We start from the raw sequence: 23,770 nt of genomic DNA, 5'->3' as shown, positions 1-23,770 counted from the left end.
AGACGGATCAGAAGCGTATGCGGGCAGTGAGGCCGTAGGTCCTGGGCTCCGCCAGATAGGAGGAAAAGAGCTGGTTGGCGGTGCCGAAGCCCAGAGGCGCCCCGAACTGTTCGACCTGGGCGCGGCTGCCTGAACCCTGGAACGGCGAGTTGAAGGCGACCTGCTGATAATCCTTGTTGAACAGATTCTGCGCCCAAAGCTCCACCGCCCACCGTTGTTCCGGTCCTCTGATACCGATGCGGGCATTGACCAGCAGGAAATCGTCCTGGGCCTTTTCGGGGAACAGGTCCGACCCGGTATTGAAGGAGCTGGTGTAGCGGCCATCGATATAGAAGAGGCCGCTCAGTCCGCCCATGCCGAGCTCCGGCGTGAAGGCCAGCGAGCCCGTCAGCACATGTTTGGGTGCGTTGGAAATATTCTTTCCGGGAAGGTTGAACAGGAAAGGATCGAGCGGCTCGCCCTGCGAGCTGCCGATCAGATTGCGGCGATATTTGGTGTCGGCATAGGTGTAGCCTGCCGTGACGAACAGGTTGCGAAGCGGCGAAGCGCTCATCTCTACCTCGATGCCCTGTGAACGGACGCCGGGCTCGACATCGTCCGCCGAGCAGCCGCCTGTCGTTGCCGACGGGTCCTGGTCGGCTCCGCCCAGATCGGTTCCGCAGCTATTGACGTTCTGGACGATGAAGACGCTTCCGTTGAACGTGTTGAGCTGGAAATCCTTGAAGTCCTGCCGGAACGCCGCGACGTTGAAGGTGAGGCCTCGGGGCCCGCTGAACTTCGCGCCGATTTCATAGGCATCGACTTTCTCCGCCGCGAATTGGAGCGCGTCTCCGTCGGCATTGCTGCGCGGGAAGATGGCGGAACCGAGATCCGACCGGTCGAGATTGAAGCCGCCTGCTTTATAGCCCTTCGAATAGCTGGCGTAGAACATCATGTCGGCATTGGGCTTGTAGGAAAGCACGGCGGTCCCCGTCCATTCGCCCTCGTCGCGCTCGCTCCTGATGTCGAGACCGTTCAAGGAAGTGCTCGAATTGCCGGTGCAGGTGAGCAGCACGACCTGGCCGAGCAGGGTTCTCAGGCTGGCCGGCACGTTGGGATCGGTAATATAGGGGGCTAGCGCGGCCTGCTGGGCGGGGCAGATATTATTATTGTTGTTGAAATCCGTCTCCAGATCCTTCGATTCATGCGTGTAGCGCGCGCCGAGGGTCAGGCTCAGGCCGTCCGTGATCTCGAAAATATTGTGGGTGAACAGCGCATAATTCTCGCTGGTCTGATCGTAGCGTGAATCTACGTCGCCCACGTCGCTGACGGTGCTGAGTCGGTCCACCGCCGCGAGCACGACCGGAGTCAGCGCGCCGAAGGCCGGCGTGGTTCCAGGCGCCTGGCCGCTCAGCACGGCGCGGCCGGTCGGGCTGAGGCAACCGGGAGCGCCGGCCTGCCGCAGCGCCGCTGCCGGATTGACGGTGGCGATGGCGCGGCAGGCCGCGAAGGCGCCATATTGGGTGCCGAAGCGCACATTGTCGACGAGGCGGAGATCCTCATGGGCGTAATAGCCGCCGACCAGCCAGTCGAGCCGGTCGTCGAACGCCGAGCCCTGCAGTCTCAACTCCTGGCTGAAGGTCTTGAACTGGCGGTAGGAATTGCCGTCGTCGTCGCGATAATAGATGTCGGCGCGGCCGTAATCGAGATCGGCGGCACCGCCGGATTTATATTCGCGATAAGCGGTGATCGAGGTCAGCGCCGCAGGTCCCAGGTCGTAATCGACCTGGAGCGAGACTCCATAATCCTCGGTCTTGTTGCGAAATGTTCGGCCCGGAGAGACCGAGATCAGCCGCCGATAGGGATCGTCGCCCGACGGGAAGGTCTCGCCGAAGAAGGGATCACGCAAGATGTCGGCGATCCGGTTGCTTGGGGCGACCGAGAAATCGCCCGGCGTCGCCGGGGTCGGATCGAATGTCTCGCGCGTTTCGATATAGACCGCGCCGCAGCAGGATTCGTCGCGGGTCGTATAATCGCCGATCAGCCTTATCTCGAGCGCATCGGTCGGCTCGTAGAGCAACTGGCCACGCAGGAACAGGCGGTCGCGATCGTTGACCCGGCTTTCGGTTCCTCCCTGAGGGTCGACCACCTTGAGGAAGCCGTCACGGTTCACATAGACGCCGTCCAGCCGGAAGCCGAGCCCGCCTTCGCCGATCGGGCCGGTGATCCCGCCTCCGATGCGGATATGATCGTAATTTCCGTACGTAGCTTCGCCAAAGCCTTCGAACTCGTTGAGGTTCGGCTTCTTGCTGATGATGTTGATGAGGCCGGCGGAGGCGTTGCGGCCGAACAAGGTGCCCTGCGGTCCGCGCAGCACTTCGACCCGCTCGATCTCGCCTAGCTCATTGAGCCCGACGCCTGTCCGGGACCGGTAGACGCCGTCGATGAATACCGCGACCGAGCTTTCGAGGCCGGGATTGTCGCCGACCGTTCCGATGCCGCGGATCCGCGCCGAGCCATTGGCCTCGGACCCTGTCGATGATACCAGGAGCGAGGGCGCGAGCTGGTTGAGCGAGCGTATGTCGCTGCCACCCGAATTTTGCAGCGCTTCCGCCGAAACCGCCGAAACGGCCAGCGGCACATCCTGCAGGATCTGTTCGCGGCCTTGCGCCGTGACGACGATGACTTCGTCCGTGGAATCGACATCCACGTTCTGGGCGACTTCGGCGGATTCCTGCAAGGGACTGGTCTGGCCGGTGGACGATGTATTGTCCTGGGCATGGGCAGGGATTGCGAATGCGAGCGCGCCGGCCGACATCAACCAAAAGGATTTCGACATTTTCAGTCCTCCCTAAAAGTTTTTATTTGGAAGGAAGCTAATGAAAAGGCCGATTGTCTGCCAGCGGGAAACCGCACTTTTCCGTAGGTTTCACTTTTTCATGGCAATAAAGCAACAATTAGGTTGCGTAATGAAACTTAAGGAAAAATGGGCGATCAACTGCCGCTACGGAAAGCTTTGATTTCCAGAATCCGACCGCCGAGCAAACATCATCGGCGGCCGGACCGTAAAAGCGCGCCGTTCGTCGAATCGGCCATCAAGCCCTATTTGGGTGCGAGCACCATCAGCATCTGCCGGCCTTCCATTCGGGGATGCTGTTCCACCTTTGCCGCTTCGACGACATCGTCCTGGACGCGTTGGAGGAGGCGCATGCCAAGCTCGCCATGGGCAAGCTCGCGGCCGCGAAAGCGCAAAGTGATCTTCACCTTGTCGCCTTCCTTGATGAAGTCGAACACCTTCTTCATCTTGGTGTCGTAATCATGGTCGTCGATGTTGGGACGCATCTTGATCTCTTTGATCTCCTGCGTCTTTTGCGACTTCCGGGCGAGGTTGGCCTTTTTCTGGGCCTCATATTTATATTTGCCGACGTCCAGGAACTTGACCACGGGCGGATCGGCATTGGGCGAAACTTCCACCAGGTCGAGGCCGACGTCGGCCGCTTGCTCAATGGCTTCGGCGGTCAGCATGACGCCCAGATTCTCGCCATTCTCATCGATCACGCGTACTTTGGGCGAGACGATGAATTCATTGAAACGGGGGCCGTTCATGGGCGGCGTCTGAGGGCGCCGGGTCAGAGGGGGACGTATAGCTGTGTCTCCTGAATACGTAGGTAAGCGCATCACCTAGTGATTCCCGGCGCGAATTGAAAGCCAGGCCGCCGAACGAGGCTTCTTTTCCGGCCGGGCTGTTGCGGATCAGCCGCGCAGGTCCGGCGCCGTCGCCTCGCGTTTGAGCCGCTCGATCAGCTGTTCGAGCGGCAGCACCTCCTGCCGCGCATCGGAGCCGAGCGGCCTCAGCGCCACCATGCGCTGCTCGGCCTCGCGCTTGCCCAGCACCAGCAGGTTGGGGACCTTGGCGAGGCTGTGTTCGCGTATCTTGTAATTGATCTTTTCATTGCGAAGGTCGGTCTCGGCGCGGATGCCTGCAGCGGTCAGCAGACCAAGCACCTCCTTGGCATAATCGTCGGCATCGGACACGATCGTCGCGATCACCGCCTGGACCGGCGCCAGCCACAGCGGGAAGCGTCCGGCATGATGTTCGATCAAAATGCCGATAAAGCGTTCGAAGGTGCCAAGGATTGCCCGGTGGAGCATGACCGGCCGACGTTTCGAACCGTCTTCGGCCACGTAGCTGGCATCCAGCCGATCGGGCATCTGATAGTCGAGCTGGAGCGTTCCGCATTGCCAGGTGCGGCCGATCGCGTCCCGCAAATGGAATTCGAGCTTCGGCCCGTAAAAGGCACCCTCGCCCGGCAGGATCTCGTAAGCCAGGCCGGTCGCCTTGAGCGCGGCCTCGAGATTGGCCTCGGCGCGGTCCCAGACCGCGTCCTCGCCGACCCGCATTTCGGGACGGGTCGCGAGCTTCACCTGGAAGTCGGCGAAGCCGAGATCGCGATAGACCGAACCCAGCAGTTCGCAAAAAGCGATGCTCTCGCTTTCCACCTGTTCGTCGGTGCAGAAGATGTGACCGTCGTCCTGGGTGAACTGTCGTACCCGCATGATGCCGTGAAGCGCGCCATGTGGCTCGTTGCGATGGAGAGCGCCGAATTCGACGAGCCGCACCGGTAGGTCGCGATAGCTTCTGATGCCCTGACGGAAGACCTGGATATGGGCGGGGCAGTTCATCGGCTTCAGGGCCATGAGATTGCCCGTACCGGCGAGCACCGGCTTGTCGGGATCGGTCCCCGGCACCTCGTCGGGCACCACGAACATGTTCTCGCGAAACTTGCCCCAGTGGCCCGAGGCTTCCCACAATTTGGCGTCCAGCAGCTGTGGCGTCTTCACCTCGGTATAGCCAGCCTCGTCCTGACGCCGGCGGACATAGGCTTCGAGCACCCGCCAGATCATGAAGCCCTTGGGGTGCCAGAAGATCGAACCCTGCGCCTCGTTCTGGAGGTGGAACAGGTCCATTTCCTGGCCGATCTTGCGATGATCACGCTTCCCCGCCTCCTCGAGGCGGATCAGATGGGCGTCGAGCTGCTTCCTGTTCAGCCAGCCCGTCCCGTAGATGCGCGACAGCATCGCATTCTTCTGGTCGCCGCGCCAATAGGCGCCCGACACCCGCGTCAGCCTGAACGCATCCGGATCGAGCTTGCCGGTCGAGGCGAGGTGAGGCCCCCGGCACAAGTCCATCCACCGGCCAGAGCGGTACATGGAAATCGTCTCGTCGGCGGGCAGCTCCATCACCCATTCCGCCTTGAAGGTCTCTCCCTGGCTTTCGAAGAAAGCCCGGACATCGTCGCGCGCCCACACTTCCCGGACAAGCGGTTCGTCGCGCGCGATCACGCGGCGCATCTCTTCCTCGATCGCCGGCAGATCCTCTTCCGTGAAGGGACGGTCCTTCGGCGCGAAATCATAATAGAAGCCGTCCTCGGTGGCCGGCCCGAAGGTGATCTGGGTGCCTGGGAACAAGTTCTGAACCGCCTCGGCGAGGACATGGGCATAATCGTGCCGTGCCAGCTCCAGTGCGTCGGCTTCGTCCCTGGCCGTGATCAGCTGCAGCTCGGCATCGCCTTCCAGCGGCCGGTTGAGGTCGCGCACTTCACCGTTGACGCGAGCGGCCAGCGCCGCCTTTGCAAGGCCGGGTCCGATCGCCGCCGCAATGTCCGCAGGCGTAGTCCCCGCCTCGACCTCGCGGACCGATCCGTCGGGCAGCTTGATCGAAAACATTTCGGACATCGAAAGGAGCACTCCGCAAGTTTTGGCACCTTGCCGCCATAGATGGGGCGGGTTCGCTGTCAAGAAAACAGCGGAAACGAGACGGCTTCCGGACGGAATGCGCTGCAGGCGCAGCAGAAACGGATCAAACCCTGCTTGCGCCTCCTGCCTGTTCGTTGCAGCCTCGATCGAACCCGGGGTGGTCAATGGACGCAATGCGAGTGACGGAGCCTATCAGGCTCCTGAACAGCTGGGCCGACTCGGCAGCGGTTTTGCATATATTTCTACCCATCCGCCATCGCGGGACCGGCAGTTGAAATTCCGGCGAAGCATGAAACTTTGCCACAGCTATGCGCAGATCCTAACCCAATCGGAATGGCGTGCTTTCCGGGACATTTGCGGGGAGGACGAAGCACAGGTAAAGGCCGCCCGCCGCAGACCATCCTGACCATCAGCAAAGTCGATCCTTGCATGAACGAAATCGAGTTCCTGAACCGGTCGGGGCGCCGCCTGGCCTATCGCCACCGTCCCGGCGGATCCCCGACCTTGATCTTCCTTCCCGGCTATATGTCCGACATGGAAGGCAGCAAGGCCGTCGCGCTCGATGGCTGGGCCGCGGCCGAAGGGCGCGCGATGCTTCGCTTCGATTATGCCGGCTGCGGTGCCAGTGAAGGTGCGTTCGAGGCGCAAAGTCTTGCCGACTGGCGTGATGACGCGCTGGCGATGATCGACCAAGTTGCTGGGCCGGTCGTCCTGGTCGGATCGTCCATGGGCGGATGGCTGATGCTGCTGGCGGCCCTCGCCCGTCCGCAGAAAGTGGCGGCCCTGATCGGGATCGCCGCGGCGCCCGACTTTACCTCGTGGGGCTTCACCGAGGCGCAGAAGCGGGAGATATTGGAGCAGGGCCGGATCGAGGAGCCGTCGGCCTATAGCGATCAGCCTTATGTCACCACCAAATGCTTCTGGGAGAACGGCGAAGGGCTGAAGTTGCTGGATGGCCCGGTGGCGATAGAATGTCCGGTCAGGCTTCTCCACGGTCTCGACGACAAGGATGTGCCTTGGCGCATCTCCTATCGGCTGATGGAGCAGCTTCGTTCAGCCGACGTGCAGATGCTGTTGCTCAAGGACGGCGATCATCGCCTGTCGCGCGATTCCGACATCGCCAGGCTGATCGCGACCGTGACCGCTCTGCTGGAGGCTTTGTGATTTCGCTTCTGTTTGCCTTTGCCGCGCTTCAGGGCGCGCCGCCCGCCGCATCCGAAGAGGCACAGCTACGCAGCTGCACCGAAACCGTCAGGACCGATCCCGAACAGGCCGTGCGCAAGGCGAGCGAGTGGCGCGTATCGGGCGGGGGGCTGTCCGCGCGGCACTGCCTGGCGCTTGCTTATGTCCAGCTGGAGCGATGGGGGCCAGCGGCGACCGAGTTCGAGCAGGCGGCCAGGGAGGCGGAGCTGAAGCAGGATCCGCGCGCCGCCGAATATTGGACCCAGTCCGGCAATGCCTGGCTGGCGGGCGGCGAATTTGCGAGCGCCCGCAAGGCATTGGACGCCGCGCTCGCCACCAGCAGCCTGACGCCCGAGCTTCGCGGGGAAGTCTTGTTCGATCGTGCCCGCGCCGCATTTGCCGCCGATGATGTTCAGGCGGCGCGGCTTGATATCGACAAGGGGTTGGCGCTGGTGCCGTCCGACCCGTTCGGATGGTATTTGTCGGCGGCGCTTGCGCGCCAGTCCGACGATCTTGCGCGCGCCCGGACCGATATCGGCAAGGCTGTCACGCTGGCGCCCGACGATGCCGACGTGTTGCTCGAGGCCGGCAACATTTCCGGCCTGGCCGGCGACACCGACATCGCAAGAGCCTTCTACATGCGCGCGATAAAGGCGTCGCCCCAGTCGCCGGCGGGCCGCGCCGCCCAGGCCGCGATCGTGGAAAACGGATTGGAGCCGGCGTCGGCCGCGGCCCCGCCCGATCAATCCAGATAGAAATCGATGGTGGTGACGACCCGCACCTTTTGAAAGGGCGAATCGCTTCCCGAGGATCCTTCGTCTCCATAGCGCGCGCCGACCGAGAAATAGCCCTGGGTGGCCTGCTTGATGCCACCGACCCTGGTGCCGCTATCCTTGGCGAATTGCTCGGCGCCCTTGCGGGCGTCCCTGGTGGCCTCCGCGATCATGGCCGGTTTGATGTCATTGAGCCTGGTGAAGCTGTAGATCATCGCCGTCCCCTCCTCGAGCGCGACGCCGTTGCGGATCAGCTCGAACTGACGGGCGAAGGCGGCACGAGCCTTGCCGACATCGTTGGTGCGCAACTGCAGGCGCTGGCGGACGGTGACGTTGTTGGTGCCGCGGTTGCTGTCATAATATTGGCTGACGCCGGTCCCGGCCGTGTTGACGTCCTGCTCGTTGAAGCCGAGCCGGGTAAAGAAAGCGCGGACGGTGCGCGTCTTCTGATCGATCGCCGCCTGGACCGTACCGAGCTCCGTCCCTTGTTCGGTATAGACGATCGTCCAGGTCGCGAGATCGGCGTTGACGTCGCGTTCGGCAAGGCCGCGCACCGTCACGGAACGATCGGCCATGCGCGCGCGCCGGAGGCCGTCGCCCAGCAGATAGCCGCCCAGGACGATCGCGATGGCGATGGCGCCGCCGATGACGAGAAGCACGAGATTGCGGTCGCGGATCATTCGAAAATCCCCTGCTGGAACGCGCGCCATATTCTCCCATATTAAAGCACGACTAGGCGCGCGCCGATCATGGTCTCAACATTGAATAGAGCTTAGCCGAAACGATGGGGAGCCGAAATGAAATATCTGCATACCATGATCCGGGTATCGGATCCCGACGAGACAATTCGCTTCTTCACCCTGCTCGGTCTTCGTGAACTGCGCCGCCATGACGATGAACAAGGCCGTTACACCCTGATCTTCCTGGCCGCCCCGGGGGACGAGGATGCACAGGTGGAGCTAACCCATAATTGGGACGAGAAAGATTATGGCGAGGGCCGCAATTTCGGACATCTCGCCTACCGGGTAGACGACATATATGAAACATGCCGACACCTGATGGACAATGGCATTACCATCAACCGGCCGCCGCGCGACGGCCGCATGGCGTTCGTCCGCACGCCCGACAATATTTCGATCGAATTGCTTCAGGCTGGCGAGGCGCTGCCGCCAGCGGAGCCCTGGGCCTCGATGGCGAACACGGGGAAATGGTAGGGGCCGCAACCCCCTGGCCCGACCGGCATTTCCTCGATCTCGTCGGAACCCGCTATCCGATCGTGCAGGCGCCGATGGCCGGTGCAAGTGATGCCGCGCTTGCGGTCGCCGCCATCAAGGCCGGCGCGCTGGGATCGCTGCCTTGCGCCATCCTTTCCCCAGACGCGGTGCGGACGGAGGTCGCGGCGATCCGGCGTGCTGCGACCGGGGCGATCAATCTCAATTTCTTCTGCCATAATATGCCACCCGCGCCGGACGAACAGGAATGGCGGTCCTTGCTTCGGCCCTATCATGACGAATTCGGAACCCTTCCTCCTGCGGAGGCGCCGCGCCTTCGCATGCCGTTCGACGCCGGCACGTGCGCGCTTGTCGAGGCGCTGAAGCCCGAAGTCGTCAGCTTCCACTTCGGTTTGCCGGCCCCCGCGCTTTTCGATCGCGTCAGGGCTGCCGGAGCGGTGATCCTCGGCAATGCCACCAGCGTCGAGGAGGCGCGATGGCTGCAGGGGCGGGGCGTCGACGCCGTGATTGCCCAGGGCTATGAAGCCGGCGGCCATGCCGGCCGCTTCCTTGCCGCCCATCCCGCCGCCCATATGGGCTTGATGGCGCTCCTGCCGCAGATCGTCGATGCAGTGGACGTTCCCGTCGTGGCCGCGGGCGGAATTGCCGATGCGCGCGGCATTGCCGCCGCCTTGACGCTGGGTGCGAGCGCCGTCCAGATCGGCACGGCCTTCCTATCCTGTCCCGAAAGCCGGATTTCCGCTGCCCATCGCGCAGCCTTGTCCGGGGAGGATGCGGACCAAACGATGGTGACCAACCTGATGACCGGCGGTTTTGCGCGCGGCGTGCCCAACCGGCTGATGCGGGAACTGGGCGTGGTGCGGCGCGAGGCGCCGCCTTTTCCCTATGCGGCGAGCGCGCTGGCACCGCTTCGCGCCGCCGCGGAGGCACGTGGGGATGCCGGCTTTTCGCCGCTCTGGGCCGGCCAGGCGGCCAGGCTCGGCCGGCCCATGCCGGCTGCCCAACTCGTATCGACGCTTGCATCAGGCGCCCTGGCACTGCTGCAGGGGCGCAAGGAGAAACGACTATGATCGAAGTGGTGCGCATCCCGGCCCTCACGGACAATTATATCTGGCTGGCACATGACGGTGCGTCAGGGGAAACGGCGGTGATCGATCCGGCCGAGGCCGAGCCGGTGCTGGCGGAGGCCGCGGCGCGGAATTGGCGGATCAGCCAGATCTGGAACACCCACTGGCACCCCGACCATATCGGCGGCAACGACCGGATAAAGGCAGTCACCGGTTGCCGCGTGACGGGTCCCGCCGCGGAGGCCGGCAAGATCCCGACGCTGGACCGGCCGGTGGCGGAGGGGGATAGCGTTTCGCTCGGCGGCGCCGAAGCCATCGTCATGGAAGTGCCCGCCCATACGGCAGGTCACATCGCTTTTCATCTTCCGACGGAAGGTCTCGTTTTCGTCGGTGACACCTTGTTCGCCATGGGCTGCGGCCGGCTGTTCGAGGGAAATGCGGAGCAGATGCACGCCAACCTGCAGCGCCTGGCCGCTCTTCCCCCCGAGACCAAGGTCTATTGCGCCCACGAATATACGCTTGCGAACGGGCGTTTCGCCTTGACGGTCGAACCGGACAATGACGCGCTCGTCCGGCGCATGACCGAGGTGGAGAAGGCGCGCCGTGCCGACCAGCCGACGATACCCACGACGATTGCACTGGAGCGGGCGACCAATCCCTTCATGCGGGCCTCTTCGGTTACGGAATTCGCGGAGCGGCGGACCGCCAAGGATGGATTTCGAGGTTGAAGCGTTGACCAGGGTGAAATCCATTAAGGGAAAGGAGATTGGCATGAAAAGGATGTTGCTGGCCGGCGCCCTCCTGCTTGCGGGATGCGCGTCCGAGCAGAAATCGATGGAGGTGCAGCGGGATGACGAAGCGCGCCTGGCATCGGCGCTAGCGGGCTATTCACAATCCGGCCCGCCTGTGTCGTGCGTCAACAGCCGTGACCTGCAGGGCAATCGAAGCATCGGCGAGCATGCGATCATCTTCGAATCGTTCGGAAACACGCTCTATGTGAACCGGCCGCGCGACGGTTGTCCGGAAATCACGTCGACCCGGGCCTTGCGGACTCGGACCACCAGCAGCCGGCTTTGTTCGGGTGATTTGGCCAGTGTCTTCGATCCGTCGACCGGCGCCGAATATGGCGGCTGCGCGCTGGGTGACTTCACGCCTTATCGCAAGGCGGGTTGAGCCGCGTCTCCAACATTTGAATAGAGCCTGATACGATCGACCGGCTTGCCCGCGGTCATCGCGGCGGATTGTCCAGAATGGGGAATTTTATCCCGAGCTGCTCCAGATAGGTGGCGTAGCGGCTCGGGTCGTAATAAAATTCCCTCATTTGTGGCCGGAAGCGCGCCATGATCTCGGTATTGAGTTCCACCGCCGGCTTGTCGGTCGACGCCAGCACCGGCGCATATTTCTGGTCCTTGGTCTGGACCTTGTCGAAATAATCCCGGGCATCCCGCAGCAGCGATGGGCGCGTCAGCAGATCGATGGTCGTCATCGCCACCACTTTTGCGCCGGCGACCACGCCCTTGTGCGCGATCGGCGTGGCCATGGCGACCGCATTCACCCAATTGTGACCGGGAAGATTGGGTATGTTCGCGGGGTAGCCGATCGTGATGGTCGGAATGGTCCAGGAAATGTCGCCAATATCATCTGAGCCGCCGCTCTTGGGATCTGCTACCGGCGCGGCCAGCGTATCGAGCTCCGTATCGAGGCCCTCCACCTTTTCCGCGTTGATGTTGCGCTGCACGGCCTTTGCAAAAGCCTGCTCGTCCGCCGTCCAGTTTGGCAGGCCCACGGCCCGGATATTGGCATAGGCGGCCTCGGCCATGGGACGGTTGAAATGCCGCGGCGCCGCCGCGCCAATGATGCGGCGGGTGACTGTCGTATCGGTCATCTTCGCCGCCGCCTCGGCGATCGTATTGGCGATTTCGAAATTCTTCGCGATGCCCGCGAAGCTCTGCTCGCGGATATAATACCAGACACTGGCGATCGAGGGCACCACGTTCGGCTGATCGCCGCCGTCGGTGATCACATAATGGGATCTCTGCTCGGGACGCAGATGCTCGCGGCGCATGTTCCAGCCCATGTTCATAAGCTCGACGGCGTCCAGCGCGGAACGGCCGCGCCATGGCGCGCCCGCGGAATGGGCGGTGTCGCCGTGGAAACTATACTCGACCGAGACGAGGCCGGTACCCGTCGGCTGGCCCCAGGCGGTGCCGAGATTGTCGCTGACATGGGTGAAGAGGACGGCGTCGACACCCTCGAACACGCCGTCGCGGACCATATAGGCCTTGCCACCGAGCAGTTCCTCGGCGACGCCCGGCCACAGCACCAGGCTCCCTTTGATATCGTCGCGCTCCATGATCTCCTTGACCGCCAGCGCTGCCACCACATTGACCGCCTGTCCGGAATTATGCCCCTCGCCATGACCGGGTGCGCCTTCGACCAGCGGCGAGTGATAAGGGATTCCGGGCTTCTGCGACGCCTTGGGAATGCCGTCGATATCCGATCCCAAGGCGATCACCGGCCCGCCCTCGCCATGGCTCCAGCGCGCCACCCAGCCGGTCGGCAGCCCGGCGACATTGCGTTCGATGGCGAAGCCGTTCTTTTCGAGGATCTCGGTGACGTAGCGGGATGTTTCGACCTCCTGGAAGCCGAGCTCGCCGAAGCTGAAGATGGAATCGTTGATCTCCTGCGCCAGCTTCGCGCGCGCCTCCACTCCTGAGACCGCGCGCTGCTTGACGGCGCTCACCTTCTGGGCGCCCGCCGGTGTCGCGGCCAGCGCCATCAGGGCACAGGCAATGGCGGTCATGCTGCGGCGTTTCATCTCTTCTCCCTCATTCCGGTTTTCTTGGCGTCAGTGTTTGTAGAGCGCGTCCAGGCGGTTGCCATAGACTCCGCGGATGACGTGGCGGCGGATCTTGATCGACGGGGTGAGCTGCTCATTCTCGGTCGTGAACGGCTCGTCCGCCAGGATGAAGCGGCGCACCTTCTCGATCACCGACAATTCGGCGTTGACGAGGTCGACTGCGGCCGAAAGCGCGCGAAGATAGTCGGGATCCCTCTTCAGCGCGTCGCCGGCGGGCTTGCCGTGGGTGTTCGCCCAATCCGCGGTCCATTCGGGATCGGGAACCAGGAGGCCTACCAGATAAGGCCGCCGGTCCCCCGCCACCATCGCCTGCGTGATTTCGGGCCGCAGGGTCAGCATTCCCTCGATCTTCTGCGGGGCGACATTGTCGCCTTTGTCGAGGACGATAATGTCCTTCTTGCGATCGGTGATGACGAGCCGCCCGGCATCGTCGACATGACCGATGTCGCCGGTCAGCAGCCAACCGTCCTGAAGCGCCCGCTCCGTCTGGGCGGGATTGCGCCAATAGCCTTTCATGACCAGTTCGCCACGCACCAGAATTTCGCCGTCCTCGGCGATTCGCACCTCGGTATTCTTCAGCGGCGGCCCGACCGTGTCCATCTTGATGCCCGCTTTGGGCCGGTTGCAGCTGATCACCGGCGCCGCCTCGGTCTGGCCGTAACCCTGCAGCAGGGTCAGGCCCATCGAATGGAAGAAGATGCCGACCTCCGGATTGAGCGGCGCACCGCCCGATACCATGGCTTTCATCCGTCCGCCGAAGCGCGCATTGATCTTGGGGCGCAGGGTGCGGTCGAGGATGAAGTCCATCGGCCGGTCGAGGATCGACATGGAGCCGGCATAATCCCGGGCACCGATGTCGAGCGCCCGCTTCAGCAGATAGTTCGGCACCTTGCCCTGCTTCTCGACCGCCTTCAGCACGCGTTGGCGCAACACCTCGAACAGGCGCGGCACGACCACCATGATGGTCGGGCGCACCTCCTCGATATTGGAGGCGAGCTTTTCGAGTCCTTCCGAATAATAGATCTGGGCACCGAGCCCGATCGGGAAATGTTGCCCGCCACTATGTTCGTAGGCGTGGGAGGCCGGCAGGAAGGACAGGAAGATCTCGTCGTCCCAGCCGAAATCCTCGGCAATGACGTCGATGCAGCCTTCGACATTGTGGAGGATCGCGCCGTGATGCTGCATGACGCCGCGCGGGGCCCCGCCCGTGCCGGAAGTATAGATCACGCAGGCAAGATCGTCGCGCCCGAAATCGGCCGCTTCGGCGCAGGCCGCGACATTCGTTCCTCCTGCCTCTACCAAGGCCGTCCAGTGGTGGAACCGGACAGTGCCGGTCTGTCCGGCCGGCAGCGGATCCATCCCGATCACATGCTCGCAATTGTTGGATCGGATGGCGGCGGGAAGCAGAGGCTTGGCCAGCTTCTGGGTGGAAACGATCACTGCCCGGGCGCCGCTATCGTCGAGGATATGCTGGTGATCGCGTTCGGTATTGGTGGTGTAGGCCGGGACCGTGATGCAGCCCGCCGCCATGATCGCAAGATCGGCGATGCACCATTCCGGCCGGTTCTCCGAAACCAGCATGACCATGTCGCCGCGATCGAGCCCGATCGTCCGCAGCGCGGCGGCCAGTGCCGCCACCTGTTCGGCAGCCTCCCGCCAGCTGGTCGACCGCCATTTCCCGTCGCGCTTCGCCCACAGGAAAGGCGCGTCACCTTTCTCGGCCGCGCGCGTGAAGAACATCGTCACGAGATTGGGAAAATGTTCGAACGGACGCATAGAATCTCCCGATCCCCAACATTTGATAGAGCTTGTCTGACGTCATCGGTGGAGGCGCGAAGCGCTTCCACCGCACACGATCAGGCTTTACGCCCAAACCCGTTACCGATCGCCAAACTACTGGCTGATCGCCACACCTTCGCTACGCGGGTCCGCTGCTCCGCGCCAATGGCCATCCACATATTCGATCGCATTTGCCTTGAAGCCCGGTTCGATTGCGCTCACCTGCTGCCCGAGCGCGGCCAAGGCCGGCATCATCAGCTCCAGCTTCGTGCCTTTTTCGACCGCCACCCGGTCGCCAATGCCGAGGATGACAGGCAAGGCGATCGCATCCTGGGCGCTCAGATTCCAGTCGAGCACGCCGATCAGCGCCTTTGCGACCTGGGCGATGATCGTGATCCCGCCGGCGGCGCCGATGGCGATCCGAACTTCGCCGTCGGGGCCGTAGACGATGGTCGGCGACATCGAACTGCGCGGCCTCTTGCCGCCTTCCACCCGGTTCGCGACCGGCGCGCCATTTTCTTCTGGGGCGAAGCTGAAATCGGTGAGTTCGTTGTTGAGGAAGAAGCCGTTGACGGTGAGGCCCGATCCCCAAGGCCCTTCGATCGTCGTCGTCAGCGTCGCGACATTTCCCCCCGCATCTGCCGCGACGACATGCGAGGTCGACGGGACTTCATGGTCGGCCGCCGCGGTCACACGGGCGGCGCCAGGTGGGGTTCCTGCCGCAACCTTCGCCATCGTCCTGCCGGGTGAGATGAGGCGCGAGCGGCCGGCGAGATAGGATGAGCCCATCAGTCCCGGCGCCGGTACGCGTACGAAGTCGGGGTCGCCGAGATAGGCTTCGCGGTCGGCATAAGCGAGCCGCATCGATTCTGCGATCAGATGCCACGCGCGGGGATCGTCGGGGCCGAGCGCCGCGAGATCGAACCGCTCCAGCTGCTTCAGTATGGCGAAGACGGTGGTGGCGCCGGACGAAGGCGGGCCCATGCCGCAGACGCGATAGACACGGTAGGCGCCGCACAAGGGTTGCCGTTCCTTGGCGTCATAGCTGGCGAGGTCGCCCGTAGTCATCGACGAGGGGTTCCGGGCGGCGCCCCGCACCGTTCGGACAAGTGCCTCGGCAGCTGGGCCGGTATAGAAATAATCCGGACCCCGGGCCGCCATTTTTTCTAGGAAATGTGCAAGATCGGGATTGGTGAGGAGGGTTCCGACCGCTTTGGGCTGTCCGTCCGGATCGAAGAAATGGCTACGGGCCCATGGCGTCATTGCGGCAAGATCGGAATTGGCGGCGAGCGATCTATGCATGCGGGGCGTGATCGCGAAACCTTCGCGGGCGAGCCGGATCGCCGGCTCGAACAGACGAGCCCAGGGCAATTGGCCATGCCGGTCGTGAGCAAGTTCGGCCAGGCGCAAATTGCCCGGAACGCCGACGCTCATGCCACCGGGAACCGCATCCCGGCGCGGGCGCGCAGTGCCGTCATCGTCCAGGAAATAAGCTGCTGTGGCCGCGGCGGGCGCGGCCTCGCGCCCGTCATAGGACAGGATCCGGCCGCTTTTTTCGTCATGATAGACGAGGAAGCTTCCGCCGCCGATGCCTGAGGATTGTGGCTCCACCACCGTCAGCGCCAGCATCACCGCCACCGCGGCGTCGGCGGCGCTGCCGCCCGTATTCAATATCTCGACGCCTGCCGCGGCCGCGCGCGGGTCGGCAGCGGAAACCATGCCTGGCGGCCCCGACAAAGCGGGAGGAGCATGGACCGCTGGGGAAGCGCATCCTGCGAGCAGCATGAGTGGAAAGAGGAAATGGAGAGACCGCAAGACGCGGCGCAACGGGTGGGGCATGGCCGCAACCCTAATGCGCTGTGCCAGCGCGGCAAGCGCTAAGACGTCGCGGACCCCACGGCATCCGACAGGCGCTCGAAACCGTGCCGCCGAAGCAGGCGCTTCAGCTCGGCGGCGATTGCGGCCGCCAGCGTCGGTCCCTGATAGACCAGCGCCGAATAAAGCTGGACGAGGCTCGCGCCCGCTCGAATCCGTTGGAAGGCGTCGACGCCGTTCTCGATCCCGCCGGCGGCGATGAGCGGCAGCGCGCCCCCCGTCGCGCTTCTGAAGTCGCGCAGCCGCTGGAGTGCCAGCCCCTTCAGCGGCGCCCCCGACAGGCCACCGGCTTCGCCGCGATGGTCGGAGATCAGCCCCGGCCGCGAAATCGTCGTATTGGCTACGATCAGGCCATCCAGTTTGCGGTCGATCGCAATGCGCGCGACATCGTCCACGTCAATGCGCTCGAGATCGGGCGCCAGCTTCAGGAAGACGGGGACATCGGCTTCGCCGCGCGCCGCGCGGACTGCCTCCAGCAATTCGACCAACGCGCCCTTGTCCTGAAGAGCGCGGAGGCCCGGCGTGTTGGGCGAGGAGATATTGATCGTCAGATAGTCGGCGACCGAGGCCATGGCACGGACCCCGGCGACATAATCTGCGATCCGGTCGACGCTATCCTTGTTGGCGCCGATATTGACGCCGACGATTCCGCCGCTCTTGCGCTTGGCAAGACGGAGGCGCGCCGTCTCCATACCGCGATTGTTGAACCCCATGCGGTTGATCACGGCCCGGTCCTCGGCGAGCCTGAACAGGCGAGGCCGCGGATTCCCGGCCTGGGGCAGCGGCGTCAATGTTCCGACCTCGACGAAGCCGAAGCCGAGCCCGAGCATCTGGGCGGGAACCTCGGCATCCTTGTCGAAGCCCGCCGCCAGACCGACCGGGTTGGGAAAATGCAACCCGGCGACCTGGATCGACAGCAGCCGGTCGGGCTTGGGCGGATCTCCCGGAGGAACCAGCTTCAATGCCCGGATGGTGAGGCGGTGCGCCCGCTCCGCATCCAGCACGAATATCAAGGGCCGGATCAGGGGATAGAGCGCCATGGAAGGCCTATGGCATTAGCGGCGACGCGGGTCAAAATGCCGTCAAAAGTCCTTGATTTCCGCCGCCGCTGCCGCCACATGCGCAATCGGAATGATTCAGTCCGATTTGGCTGGCTCGTATGAGGATCGTGACATGATCACGCATGATGCTGTGGGAGGAGAAAGGCGATCGGCCGGCCTGTTGGCGCGTCCGAGGCCTTTGACGCGCCCTGGCGCCGGCATCGCCATGCCCCCGTCGGCTTCGTCTCGCGCCCTCGTCCATAGCCGGTCCGGATCCTGACCATGCGCCTCACCAGCCTTGCCGACTATGCCGTCGTGATGATGGCCGCAGCCGCTCGCCATCCCGGCGATGCGCGGTTGTCGGCGTCCCTGCTGGCGGGCGAAACCGGCGTCCCACTTCCGACCGCGCAGAAATTGATGGGGCGGCTGGCCGGTGCCGGCCTGCTCAGTAGCGCTCGCGGAACCGGTGGCGGCTTCCGGCTGGCGCGGGAGGCGGGGGGAATCAGCCTTGCTGATATTATCGAAGCGGTGGAGGGGCCGATCGCGATGACCAATTGCGTCGACGAAAAGCGCAATGATTGCGCGCTCGACGGCCATTGCCAGGTCAAGCCCCACCTTTCCGTCGTCAACGGCGCCCTCCGTGGCGCATTGCAGGGCGTCAGCCTTGCCAGTCTCGCCGAGGTGAAGTGATGGACGTACGCAACCGCGAAGCCCAGGAGGCGGTCGACCGCGCCTCGAGCTATGAATGGGGCTTCTCCTCCAATATCGAACAGGAATTCGCTCCCAAGGGGTTGAGCGAGGAGACGGTCCGATACATTTCGGCCAAGAAGAACGAGCCCGAATGGATGCTCGAATGGCGGCTCAAGGCCTATCGCGCCTGGCTGACGATGGAGGAGGTGAGCTGGGCCAAGCTCGACATCCCGGAAATCGATTTCCAGGACGCTTATTATTATGCGGAGCCGAAGAAAAAGCCGACCTTGGCTTCACTCGACGAGCTCGATCCCGAGATTCGCCGCACCTATGAGAAACTCGGCATTCCGATCGAGGAGCAGAAGGTGCTGGCCGGCGTCGAGGGCGCGCGCAAGATCGCGGTCGATGCAGTGTTCGACAGCGTGTCCGTGGCGACCACATTCCGCGAGGAGCTGAAGAAAGCCGGCGTCATCTTCCTGTCGATTTCCGAGGCGATTCGCGAATATCCGGACCTGGTGCGCCAATATCTCGGCTCGGTGGTACCGCAGCGCGACAATTATTTTGCCTGCCTGAACAGCGCTGTCTTTTCGGACGGCACATTCGTCTATGTGCCCGAAGGGGTGCGCTGCCCTATGGAATTGTCCACCTACTTCCGGATCAATGCCGAGAATACCGGTCAGTTCGAACGCACCCTGATCGTCGCCGACAAGGGCAGCTACGTCTCCTATCTCGAAGGCTGCACCGCGCCGATGCGCGATGAGAACCAGCTTCATGCCGCGGTGGTCGAACTGGTCGCATTGGACGATGCCGAGATCAAATATTCGACCGTGCAGAATTGGTATCCGGGCGATGCCGAAGGCAAAGGCGGCATCTACAATTTCGTGACCAAGCGGGCGATGTGCCGTGGCGATCGGTCGAAAGTGTCCTGGACCCAGGTCGAAACCGGTTCGGCGATCACCTGGAAATATCCGTCCTGCATATTGAAGGGCGAGGCTTCGGTCGGTGAATTCTATTCGGTCGCGCTCACCAACAACATGCAGCAGGCCGATACCGGCACGAAGATGATCCACATCGGCAAGGACAGCCGATCGACCATCGTGTCGAAAGGCATTTCCGCCGGCCGCTCCAACAATACCTATCGAGGTCTTGTCCGGGTCAATGGCGCCGCCGACAATGTCCGCAACCACACCCAATGCGACAGCCTGCTGCTCGGCGACAGATGCGGCGCCCACACCGTCCCCTATATCGAGGTCCGCAACCCGACCGCCCAGATCGAGCATGAGGCGACGACCTCGAAGATCAGCGACGATCAGCTCTTCTATGCGATGCAGCGGGGCCTTTCGCAGGAGGATGCGGTGGCTTTGATCGTCAACGGCTTCGCTAAGGAAGTGCTCCAGCAATTGCCGATGGAGTTCGCAGTCGAGGCGCAGAAGCTTTTGGGCATCAGCCTTGAGGGGAGCGTGGGATGATCGATGGAGGTTCGGGTTCGAGGGACATCCCCCACCCCAACCCCTCCCCTGAAGGGGAGGGGCTAGGCGCCGGCATGATCGACAAAGGTCAGCGCAGACAAACCCCTCCCCTTCGGGGGAGGGGAAAGGGGTGGGGGCTGTCGGTCGAGCAGATCGATACCCTCCACGAACGCGCCCGGTCGATGCGCAACCAGCCGACCGAGCCTGAAATCCGTCTCTGGCGTCATCCCTCCAACCGCCAGCTCGGCGGCTTCAAGTTCCGCCGGCAGGCGATGATTGGCCGTTACATCGCCGACTTCCTCTGCCCGCAGAAGGCGCTGATCGTAGAGGTCGACGGCATCACCCATGACGCGGAGACGGATATCGTTCGCGATGCCGCTCTCGCCCGGCTTGGTTATCGGACCGTCCGTTTCACGAACGAGCAAGTGATGCGCGAGATGGATGGTGTCTTGCAGACGCTGCTTCTCGAACTGAATTCTGTTTCCGATAGCCGGAACACCCCCCACCCCAACCCCTCCCCTGAAGGGGAGGGGCTATTAGCTGCTCAAGGAACAGCCGTTTGACATGCTGAAAATTGAAAACCTCCACGCCGAAGTCGGCGGCAAGCAGATCCTCAACGGCCTGACCCTCTCGGTCGGCGCGGGCGAGATTCATGCGATTATGGGGCCGAACGGCGCCGGCAAGTCGACGCTTGGTTATGTGCTTGGCGGGCGGCCGGGTTATGAGGCGACCCAGGGTTCGGTGACGTTCGATGGCAAGGACCTGCTCGAACTGGCCCCCGACGAACGCGCCGCCGCCGGCCTTTTCCTCGGCTTCCAATATCCGGTCGAGATTCCGGGCGTCTCCAACCTCCAATTCCTGCGTACCGCCTTGAACGCGCAGCGACGCGCGCGGGGCGAGGACGAGGTTTCGGCCGGCGACTTTCTGCGGCTGGCGCGCGAGCAGGCGGACAAGCTCGGTATCTCGATGGACATGATGAAGCGGGCGGTGAATGTCGGCTTTTCGGGCGGCGAGAAGAAGCGCAACGAGATGGTGCAAATGGGCATTGTCGATCCGCGCCTCGCCGTGCTGGACGAGACCGATAGCGGCCTCGACATCGACGCGCTTCGCGTCGTCGGCGAGGGCATCAACCGGATCATGCGGCGGCCGGACAAGGCTGTGCTGCTAATCACCCATTATCAGCGGCTGCTCGACATCGTGGAGCCGGACTTCGTCCATGTTCTCGCCGATGGCAGGATCGTCCGTTCCGGCGGTCCCGAACTGGCCCATAAGCTCGAGCGCGAAGGCTATGGAGCGATCGCCGCATGAGCCTGATCGACCTCCCTTCCAACCGCGCCGAGGCTTGGCGCTGGAGCGATCTGTCGGCGCTGCCGGCGCTGGCCGACGCCCGGCCCGATGTGGGCGCGGCGAACCTTTCTGATTTGCCGTGGATCCATGGCGCGGAGGCCGGCCCCCGTCTGCTGTTCCTCGACGGCCGGTTCATCCCCGCGCAGAGCGATGCCGGGGCGGTCACGATCGGGCCGGTGGATGGCGATCCGCGCGGCCATCCGCTTGCCCGGCTGGTGGGCCGGGAAGGCTGGCGGCTTCAGCTTGGCCGGGATCATGCACCGCCCGGTCTCGTCCAGATCGTCCACCTCACGACCGGCGGTGCGGATCACTTGCCGGCCTCGATCATGCTGGACGTCGACGCACAGGCCTCCGTGGTGGAGACGTTCGTCGGGAAAGGTTGGGCCAATCGGCTGTCCAGCATGCAGCTGGGCAAGGGCGCCCGGCTGATGCTGAGCCGACGGCTGCTCGGCGAATCCGGCTTCGTCAGCATCACGGATCGTGCGTCGGTCGGCGAAGGGGCAAGCCTGACGATCACGACATTGGCGGCGGGCGGCGTCGACAGCCGTCTCGACGGCGAGATCGCAATTGCAGGCGAGGCGGGCTTTGCCGAGATCGGCGGGCCGTTGCTGGCGCGCGGGCGGCAGCGGCACGACGCCAATCTGGTGGTCCGGCACGACGCCGTCGGCGGGATGAGCCGCCAGACCTGGCGCTCGGTCGCCGACGATCAGGCGGGCTGTTCGGTGGCGGCGCGGGTCGAGGTGGCCCGGGCCGCGCAGAAGACCGATGCCGAGCAGTCGCTAAAGGGACTCCTCCTTTCGCGCGGGGCGACGATCAACGCCAAGCCGGAACTGGAAATCTTCGCCGACGACGTCAAATGCGCGCACGGCGCCACTGTCGGCGAACTGGATCGCAATGCCATTTTCTATCTGGCGAGCCGCGGCGTTCCGGAGCGTGAAGCGAAGGCGCTGCTTACGCGCGCGTTCGTCGCCGATGCGGTCGATCGCATCGGCGAGCAGGCCGTGCGCGATGCCTTCCATGAAGATGCGATGAGATGGCTGGCCTGATGGACGTTGCTGCCGCCACCCGCCCGCTCGATCGCGTCGCCGACTTTCCGGCCATCCCTTCCGGCTGGGCCTATCTCGATACCGCGGCCACGGCGCAGAAGCCGCTGCCGGTGATCGCCGCCATCGACCGGGCCTATTCCGAAACCTATGCGACCGTGCATCGCGGCGTCTATCAGCGCTCCTCCGAAATGACCCTCGCCTTCGAAGCGGCGCGAAAGCGGGTGGCCCTCTTCATAGGCGCCCCATCCCCGGATGAGATCATCTTCGTCCGCGGTGCCACCGAAGGGATCAATCTGGTCGCCCAAAGCTGGGGCGGGTCGCAGCTGAAGCCTGGCGACCGCATCATGCTGTCGATGCTGGAGCATCATTCGAACATCGTTCCCTGGCAACTGATCGCGGAGCGGACCGGCGCCCAGATCGACGTGGCGCCGCTGACGGAGGACGGCCGCATTGATCTGGAGACGATGGCTTCGATGCTGACGGAGAAGCATCGCATCGTTGCGCTCGCTCACGTCTCGAACGTGCTCGGATCCGTGCTCGATGCGCGCCGTGCGGCGGAATTGGCCCATCGGGTCGGCGCGAGATTGCTGCTCGACGGCTGCCAAGCCGTGCCGCGCATGAAGGTCGACGTCGCCGATCTTGGTTGTGACTTCTACGTCTTTTCCGGCCACAAGCTTTACGGGCCGACCGGGATTGGCGTCCTGTGGGCGCGCGGCGAGATATTGGAGGCGATGCCGCCCTGGCAAGGCGGCGGCGCGATGATCGACCAGGTCACTTTCGCCCGCACCACCTTTGCGCCGCCCCCCGCCCGGTTCGAGGCGGGGACGCCGCATGTCGTCGGCGTCCTCGGGCTCGAGGCGGCGGTCGATTATATCGAGGCGATCGGGCTGGGCGCGATCCATGTCCACGAGACGGCCCTGGTCGCGGCCACGCGCGATGCGCTGTCGGCGATCAACAGCGTTCGTCTGTTCGGGCCGGAAGAGAGTGCCGGCATCGTCAGCTTCGCGATCGAAGGGGTGCATCCGCACGATATCGGCACCATATTGGATGAAAGCCGGGTGGCGATCCGGGCCGGGCATCATTGTGCCCAGCCCTTGATGGCCCACCTCGGAGTGGAAGCAACGGCGCGGGCGAGCTTCGGCGTCTATAATGGCAGGCAGGATGTCGAGGCGCTGGCCGGCGGCATCGAGCGGGTGACGAGAATCTTCGGATGAACGAACAACACAAAATCGAGGTCGAGGAAGTCGACGAAGCGGTGAAGCCGCCCAAGGCGCGCGTCTCCGACACGTTCGAGCGCAAGCGGGACTATCTGGAAGGATTCCTGTCCAGGCCGCCGGCCGCAAGCGCATCCGACGTCGAACCGGGTGGCGATCTATACGAGGCGGTGATCGACGCGCTGAAGGAGATTTACGATCCGGAAATTCCGGTCAACATCTACGATCTCGGTCTCATCTACGGCGTCGAAATCTCGCCGGACCGTCATGCCAAGGTTATCATGACGCTGACGACGCCCCACTGCCCGGTGGCGGAATCCATGCCCGGCGAGATCGAGCTTCGCGTCGGGTCGGTGCCCGGCGTCGGCCATGCCGAGGTGGAACTGGTTTGGGATCCGCCCTGGGATCCGCAGAAAATGAGCGACGAAGCCAAGCTCGAACTGGGCATGCTCTAGCGATT

Annotated in this window: 21 protein-coding genes; 13 read left to right on the top strand and 8 right to left on the bottom strand. The window is 63.7% G+C overall.

What is annotated here, in order from left to right; translation table 11 throughout:
• Nucleotides 1-7 precede the first annotated feature (7 nt).
• The 3 genes from RQX22_RS11120 to thrS form a co-directional block, all read right to left on the bottom strand.
• Nucleotides 8-2,818 carry a TonB-dependent receptor gene (locus RQX22_RS11120; protein ID WP_315726490.1) on the bottom strand — a complete coding sequence of 937 codons (2,811 nt, stop codon included), beginning with the start codon at nucleotides 2,816-2,818 and terminating at the stop codon, nucleotides 8-10.
• A 263-nt stretch (nucleotides 2,819-3,081) separates the two neighbouring features.
• Nucleotides 3,082-3,585 carry a translation initiation factor IF-3 gene (gene infC, locus RQX22_RS11115; RefSeq protein ID WP_315726488.1) on the bottom strand — a complete coding sequence of 168 codons (504 nt, stop codon included), beginning with the start codon at nucleotides 3,583-3,585 and terminating at the stop codon, nucleotides 3,082-3,084.
• Between the two features lie 147 nt (nucleotides 3,586-3,732).
• Nucleotides 3,733-5,715, bottom strand: coding sequence for a threonine--tRNA ligase (gene thrS / locus RQX22_RS11110; protein ID WP_315726486.1), 1,983 nt, complete (start codon nucleotides 5,713-5,715; stop codon nucleotides 3,733-3,735).
• A gap of 450 nt (nucleotides 5,716-6,165) precedes the next feature.
• Here thrS and RQX22_RS11105 point away from each other — a divergent pair, with 450 nt between their 5' ends.
• Nucleotides 6,166-6,900: an alpha/beta hydrolase gene (locus RQX22_RS11105; RefSeq protein ID WP_315726485.1), complete on the top strand. Its 735-nt coding sequence runs from the start codon at nucleotides 6,166-6,168 to the stop codon at nucleotides 6,898-6,900.
• On the top strand, nucleotides 6,897-7,673 hold the full coding sequence (locus tag RQX22_RS11100) for a tetratricopeptide repeat protein (RefSeq protein ID WP_315726483.1): 777 nt from the start codon (nucleotides 6,897-6,899) through the stop codon (nucleotides 7,671-7,673). Before RQX22_RS11105 ends, RQX22_RS11100 begins: the two co-directional genes overlap by 4 nt.
• Here RQX22_RS11100 and RQX22_RS11095 read toward each other — a convergent pair.
• On the bottom strand, nucleotides 7,661-8,371 hold the full coding sequence (locus tag RQX22_RS11095) for an SIMPL domain-containing protein (protein ID WP_315726481.1): 711 nt from the start codon (nucleotides 8,369-8,371) through the stop codon (nucleotides 7,661-7,663). The two genes, RQX22_RS11100 and RQX22_RS11095, sit on opposite strands and share 13 nt — an antisense overlap.
• Nucleotides 8,372-8,488: 117 nt before the next feature.
• Here RQX22_RS11095 and RQX22_RS11090 point away from each other — a divergent pair, with 117 nt between their 5' ends.
• Genes RQX22_RS11090 through RQX22_RS11075 form a run of 4 tightly spaced genes read left to right on the top strand, consistent with a single transcriptional unit; the run spans nucleotide 8,489 to nucleotide 11,163 of the window.
• Nucleotides 8,489-8,905 carry a VOC family protein gene (locus tag RQX22_RS11090; protein ID WP_315726479.1) on the top strand — a complete coding sequence of 139 codons (417 nt, stop codon included), beginning with the start codon at nucleotides 8,489-8,491 and terminating at the stop codon, nucleotides 8,903-8,905.
• Nucleotides 8,899-9,993, top strand: coding sequence for an NAD(P)H-dependent flavin oxidoreductase (locus RQX22_RS11085; protein WP_315726477.1), 1,095 nt, complete (start codon nucleotides 8,899-8,901; stop codon nucleotides 9,991-9,993). Before RQX22_RS11090 ends, RQX22_RS11085 begins: the two co-directional genes overlap by 7 nt.
• Nucleotides 9,990-10,718, top strand: a complete 729-nt coding sequence (gloB, locus tag RQX22_RS11080) for a hydroxyacylglutathione hydrolase (protein WP_315726475.1) — start codon at nucleotides 9,990-9,992, stop codon at nucleotides 10,716-10,718. Before RQX22_RS11085 ends, gloB begins: the two co-directional genes overlap by 4 nt.
• 43 nt (nucleotides 10,719-10,761) lie before the next feature.
• A complete protein-coding gene (locus RQX22_RS11075; RefSeq protein WP_315726473.1) occupies nucleotides 10,762-11,163 on the top strand; it encodes a DUF6491 family protein in 402 nt (133 codons plus the stop codon).
• A 55-nt stretch (nucleotides 11,164-11,218) separates the two neighbouring features.
• Here RQX22_RS11075 and RQX22_RS11070 read toward each other — a convergent pair whose 3' ends face one another.
• The 4 genes from RQX22_RS11070 to RQX22_RS11055 form a co-directional block, all read right to left on the bottom strand.
• Nucleotides 11,219-12,808: an amidohydrolase gene (locus tag RQX22_RS11070; RefSeq protein ID WP_315726472.1), complete on the bottom strand. Its 1,590-nt coding sequence runs from the start codon at nucleotides 12,806-12,808 to the stop codon at nucleotides 11,219-11,221.
• Nucleotides 12,809-12,838: 30 nt separating this feature from the next.
• A complete protein-coding gene (locus RQX22_RS11065; RefSeq protein ID WP_315726470.1) occupies nucleotides 12,839-14,626 on the bottom strand; it encodes an AMP-dependent synthetase/ligase in 1,788 nt (595 codons plus the stop codon).
• Between the two features lie 117 nt (nucleotides 14,627-14,743).
• Nucleotides 14,744-16,468: a gamma-glutamyltransferase gene (gene ggt / locus RQX22_RS11060; protein WP_315726468.1), complete on the bottom strand. Its 1,725-nt coding sequence runs from the start codon at nucleotides 16,466-16,468 to the stop codon at nucleotides 14,744-14,746.
• Between the two features lie 38 nt (nucleotides 16,469-16,506).
• Nucleotides 16,507-17,544 carry a quinone-dependent dihydroorotate dehydrogenase gene (locus tag RQX22_RS11055; protein ID WP_315726466.1) on the bottom strand — a complete coding sequence of 346 codons (1,038 nt, stop codon included), beginning with the start codon at nucleotides 17,542-17,544 and terminating at the stop codon, nucleotides 16,507-16,509.
• 282 nt (nucleotides 17,545-17,826) lie between these two features.
• Between RQX22_RS11055 and RQX22_RS11050 the strand changes: the two genes are divergently transcribed.
• The 7 genes from RQX22_RS11050 (at nucleotide 17,827) to RQX22_RS11020 (ending at nucleotide 23,765) form a co-directional block, all read left to right on the top strand.
• Complete coding sequence (locus RQX22_RS11050) at nucleotides 17,827-18,234, top strand: RrF2 family transcriptional regulator (RefSeq protein WP_315726464.1); 408 nt, start codon at nucleotides 17,827-17,829, stop codon at nucleotides 18,232-18,234.
• Entirely contained in the window at nucleotides 18,234-19,703 is a 1,470-nt protein-coding gene (sufB, locus tag RQX22_RS11045) for a Fe-S cluster assembly protein SufB (RefSeq protein WP_315726462.1), read from the top strand. The genes RQX22_RS11050 and sufB overlap by 1 nt, the downstream gene beginning before the upstream one ends.
• Nucleotides 19,704-19,777: 74 nt before the next feature.
• Complete coding sequence (locus tag RQX22_RS11040) at nucleotides 19,778-20,266, top strand: endonuclease domain-containing protein (RefSeq protein WP_315726460.1); 489 nt, start codon at nucleotides 19,778-19,780, stop codon at nucleotides 20,264-20,266.
• A gap of 1 nt (nucleotide 20,267) precedes the next feature.
• Complete coding sequence (gene sufC, locus RQX22_RS11035) at nucleotides 20,268-21,011, top strand: Fe-S cluster assembly ATPase SufC (protein ID WP_315726459.1); 744 nt, start codon at nucleotides 20,268-20,270, stop codon at nucleotides 21,009-21,011.
• Entirely contained in the window at nucleotides 21,008-22,096 is a 1,089-nt protein-coding gene (locus tag RQX22_RS11030) for a SufD family Fe-S cluster assembly protein (RefSeq protein ID WP_315726458.1), read from the top strand. The genes sufC and RQX22_RS11030 overlap by 4 nt, the downstream gene beginning before the upstream one ends.
• The gene (locus RQX22_RS11025; RefSeq protein ID WP_315726457.1) at nucleotides 22,096-23,310 is read left to right on the top strand and encodes a cysteine desulfurase; all 1,215 of its coding nucleotides are present in this window, start codon (nucleotides 22,096-22,098) and stop codon (nucleotides 23,308-23,310) included. The genes RQX22_RS11030 and RQX22_RS11025 overlap by 1 nt, the downstream gene beginning before the upstream one ends.
• Entirely contained in the window at nucleotides 23,307-23,765 is a 459-nt protein-coding gene (locus RQX22_RS11020; RefSeq protein ID WP_315726456.1) for an SUF system Fe-S cluster assembly protein, read from the top strand. Before RQX22_RS11025 ends, RQX22_RS11020 begins: the two co-directional genes overlap by 4 nt.
• Nucleotides 23,766-23,770 lie beyond the last annotated feature (5 nt).

This window comes from Sphingosinicella rhizophila, from assembly GCF_032378825.1.
Lineage (GTDB): Bacteria > Pseudomonadota > Alphaproteobacteria > Sphingomonadales > Sphingomonadaceae > Allosphingosinicella > Allosphingosinicella rhizophila.
Note: the sequence above shows the minus strand (reverse complement) of the source record. Positions and strands in the feature narration are given on the sequence as shown.

Coding starts and splice junctions, on each gene's coding strand:
- RQX22_RS11120 (WP_315726490.1), bottom strand. CDS start 2,818: ATGTCGAAATCCTTTTGGTTGATGTCGGCCGGCGCGCTCGCATTCGCA.
- infC (WP_315726488.1), bottom strand. CDS start 3,585: ATGAACGGCCCCCGTTTCAATGAATTCATCGTCTCGCCCAAAGTACGC.
- thrS (WP_315726486.1), bottom strand. CDS start 5,715: ATGTCCGAAATGTTTTCGATCAAGCTGCCCGACGGATCGGTCCGCGAG.
- RQX22_RS11105 (WP_315726485.1), top strand. CDS start 6,166: ATGAACGAAATCGAGTTCCTGAACCGGTCGGGGCGCCGCCTGGCCTAT.
- RQX22_RS11095 (WP_315726481.1), bottom strand. CDS start 8,371: ATGATCCGCGACCGCAATCTCGTGCTTCTCGTCATCGGCGGCGCCATC.
- RQX22_RS11090 (WP_315726479.1), top strand. CDS start 8,489: ATGAAATATCTGCATACCATGATCCGGGTATCGGATCCCGACGAGACA.
- RQX22_RS11085 (WP_315726477.1), top strand. CDS start 8,899: ATGGTAGGGGCCGCAACCCCCTGGCCCGACCGGCATTTCCTCGATCTC.
- gloB (WP_315726475.1), top strand. CDS start 9,990: ATGATCGAAGTGGTGCGCATCCCGGCCCTCACGGACAATTATATCTGG.
- RQX22_RS11075 (WP_315726473.1), top strand. CDS start 10,762: ATGAAAAGGATGTTGCTGGCCGGCGCCCTCCTGCTTGCGGGATGCGCG.
- RQX22_RS11070 (WP_315726472.1), bottom strand. CDS start 12,808: ATGAAACGCCGCAGCATGACCGCCATTGCCTGTGCCCTGATGGCGCTG.
- RQX22_RS11065 (WP_315726470.1), bottom strand. CDS start 14,626: ATGCGTCCGTTCGAACATTTTCCCAATCTCGTGACGATGTTCTTCACG.
- ggt (WP_315726468.1), bottom strand. CDS start 16,468: ATGCCCCACCCGTTGCGCCGCGTCTTGCGGTCTCTCCATTTCCTCTTT.
- RQX22_RS11055 (WP_315726466.1), bottom strand. CDS start 17,544: ATGGCGCTCTATCCCCTGATCCGGCCCTTGATATTCGTGCTGGATGCG.
- RQX22_RS11050 (WP_315726464.1), top strand. CDS start 17,827: ATGCGCCTCACCAGCCTTGCCGACTATGCCGTCGTGATGATGGCCGCA.
- sufB (WP_315726462.1), top strand. CDS start 18,234: ATGGACGTACGCAACCGCGAAGCCCAGGAGGCGGTCGACCGCGCCTCG.
- RQX22_RS11040 (WP_315726460.1), top strand. CDS start 19,778: ATGATCGACAAAGGTCAGCGCAGACAAACCCCTCCCCTTCGGGGGAGG.
- sufC (WP_315726459.1), top strand. CDS start 20,268: ATGCTGAAAATTGAAAACCTCCACGCCGAAGTCGGCGGCAAGCAGATC.
- RQX22_RS11030 (WP_315726458.1), top strand. CDS start 21,008: ATGAGCCTGATCGACCTCCCTTCCAACCGCGCCGAGGCTTGGCGCTGG.
- RQX22_RS11025 (WP_315726457.1), top strand. CDS start 22,096: ATGGACGTTGCTGCCGCCACCCGCCCGCTCGATCGCGTCGCCGACTTT.
- RQX22_RS11020 (WP_315726456.1), top strand. CDS start 23,307: ATGAACGAACAACACAAAATCGAGGTCGAGGAAGTCGACGAAGCGGTG.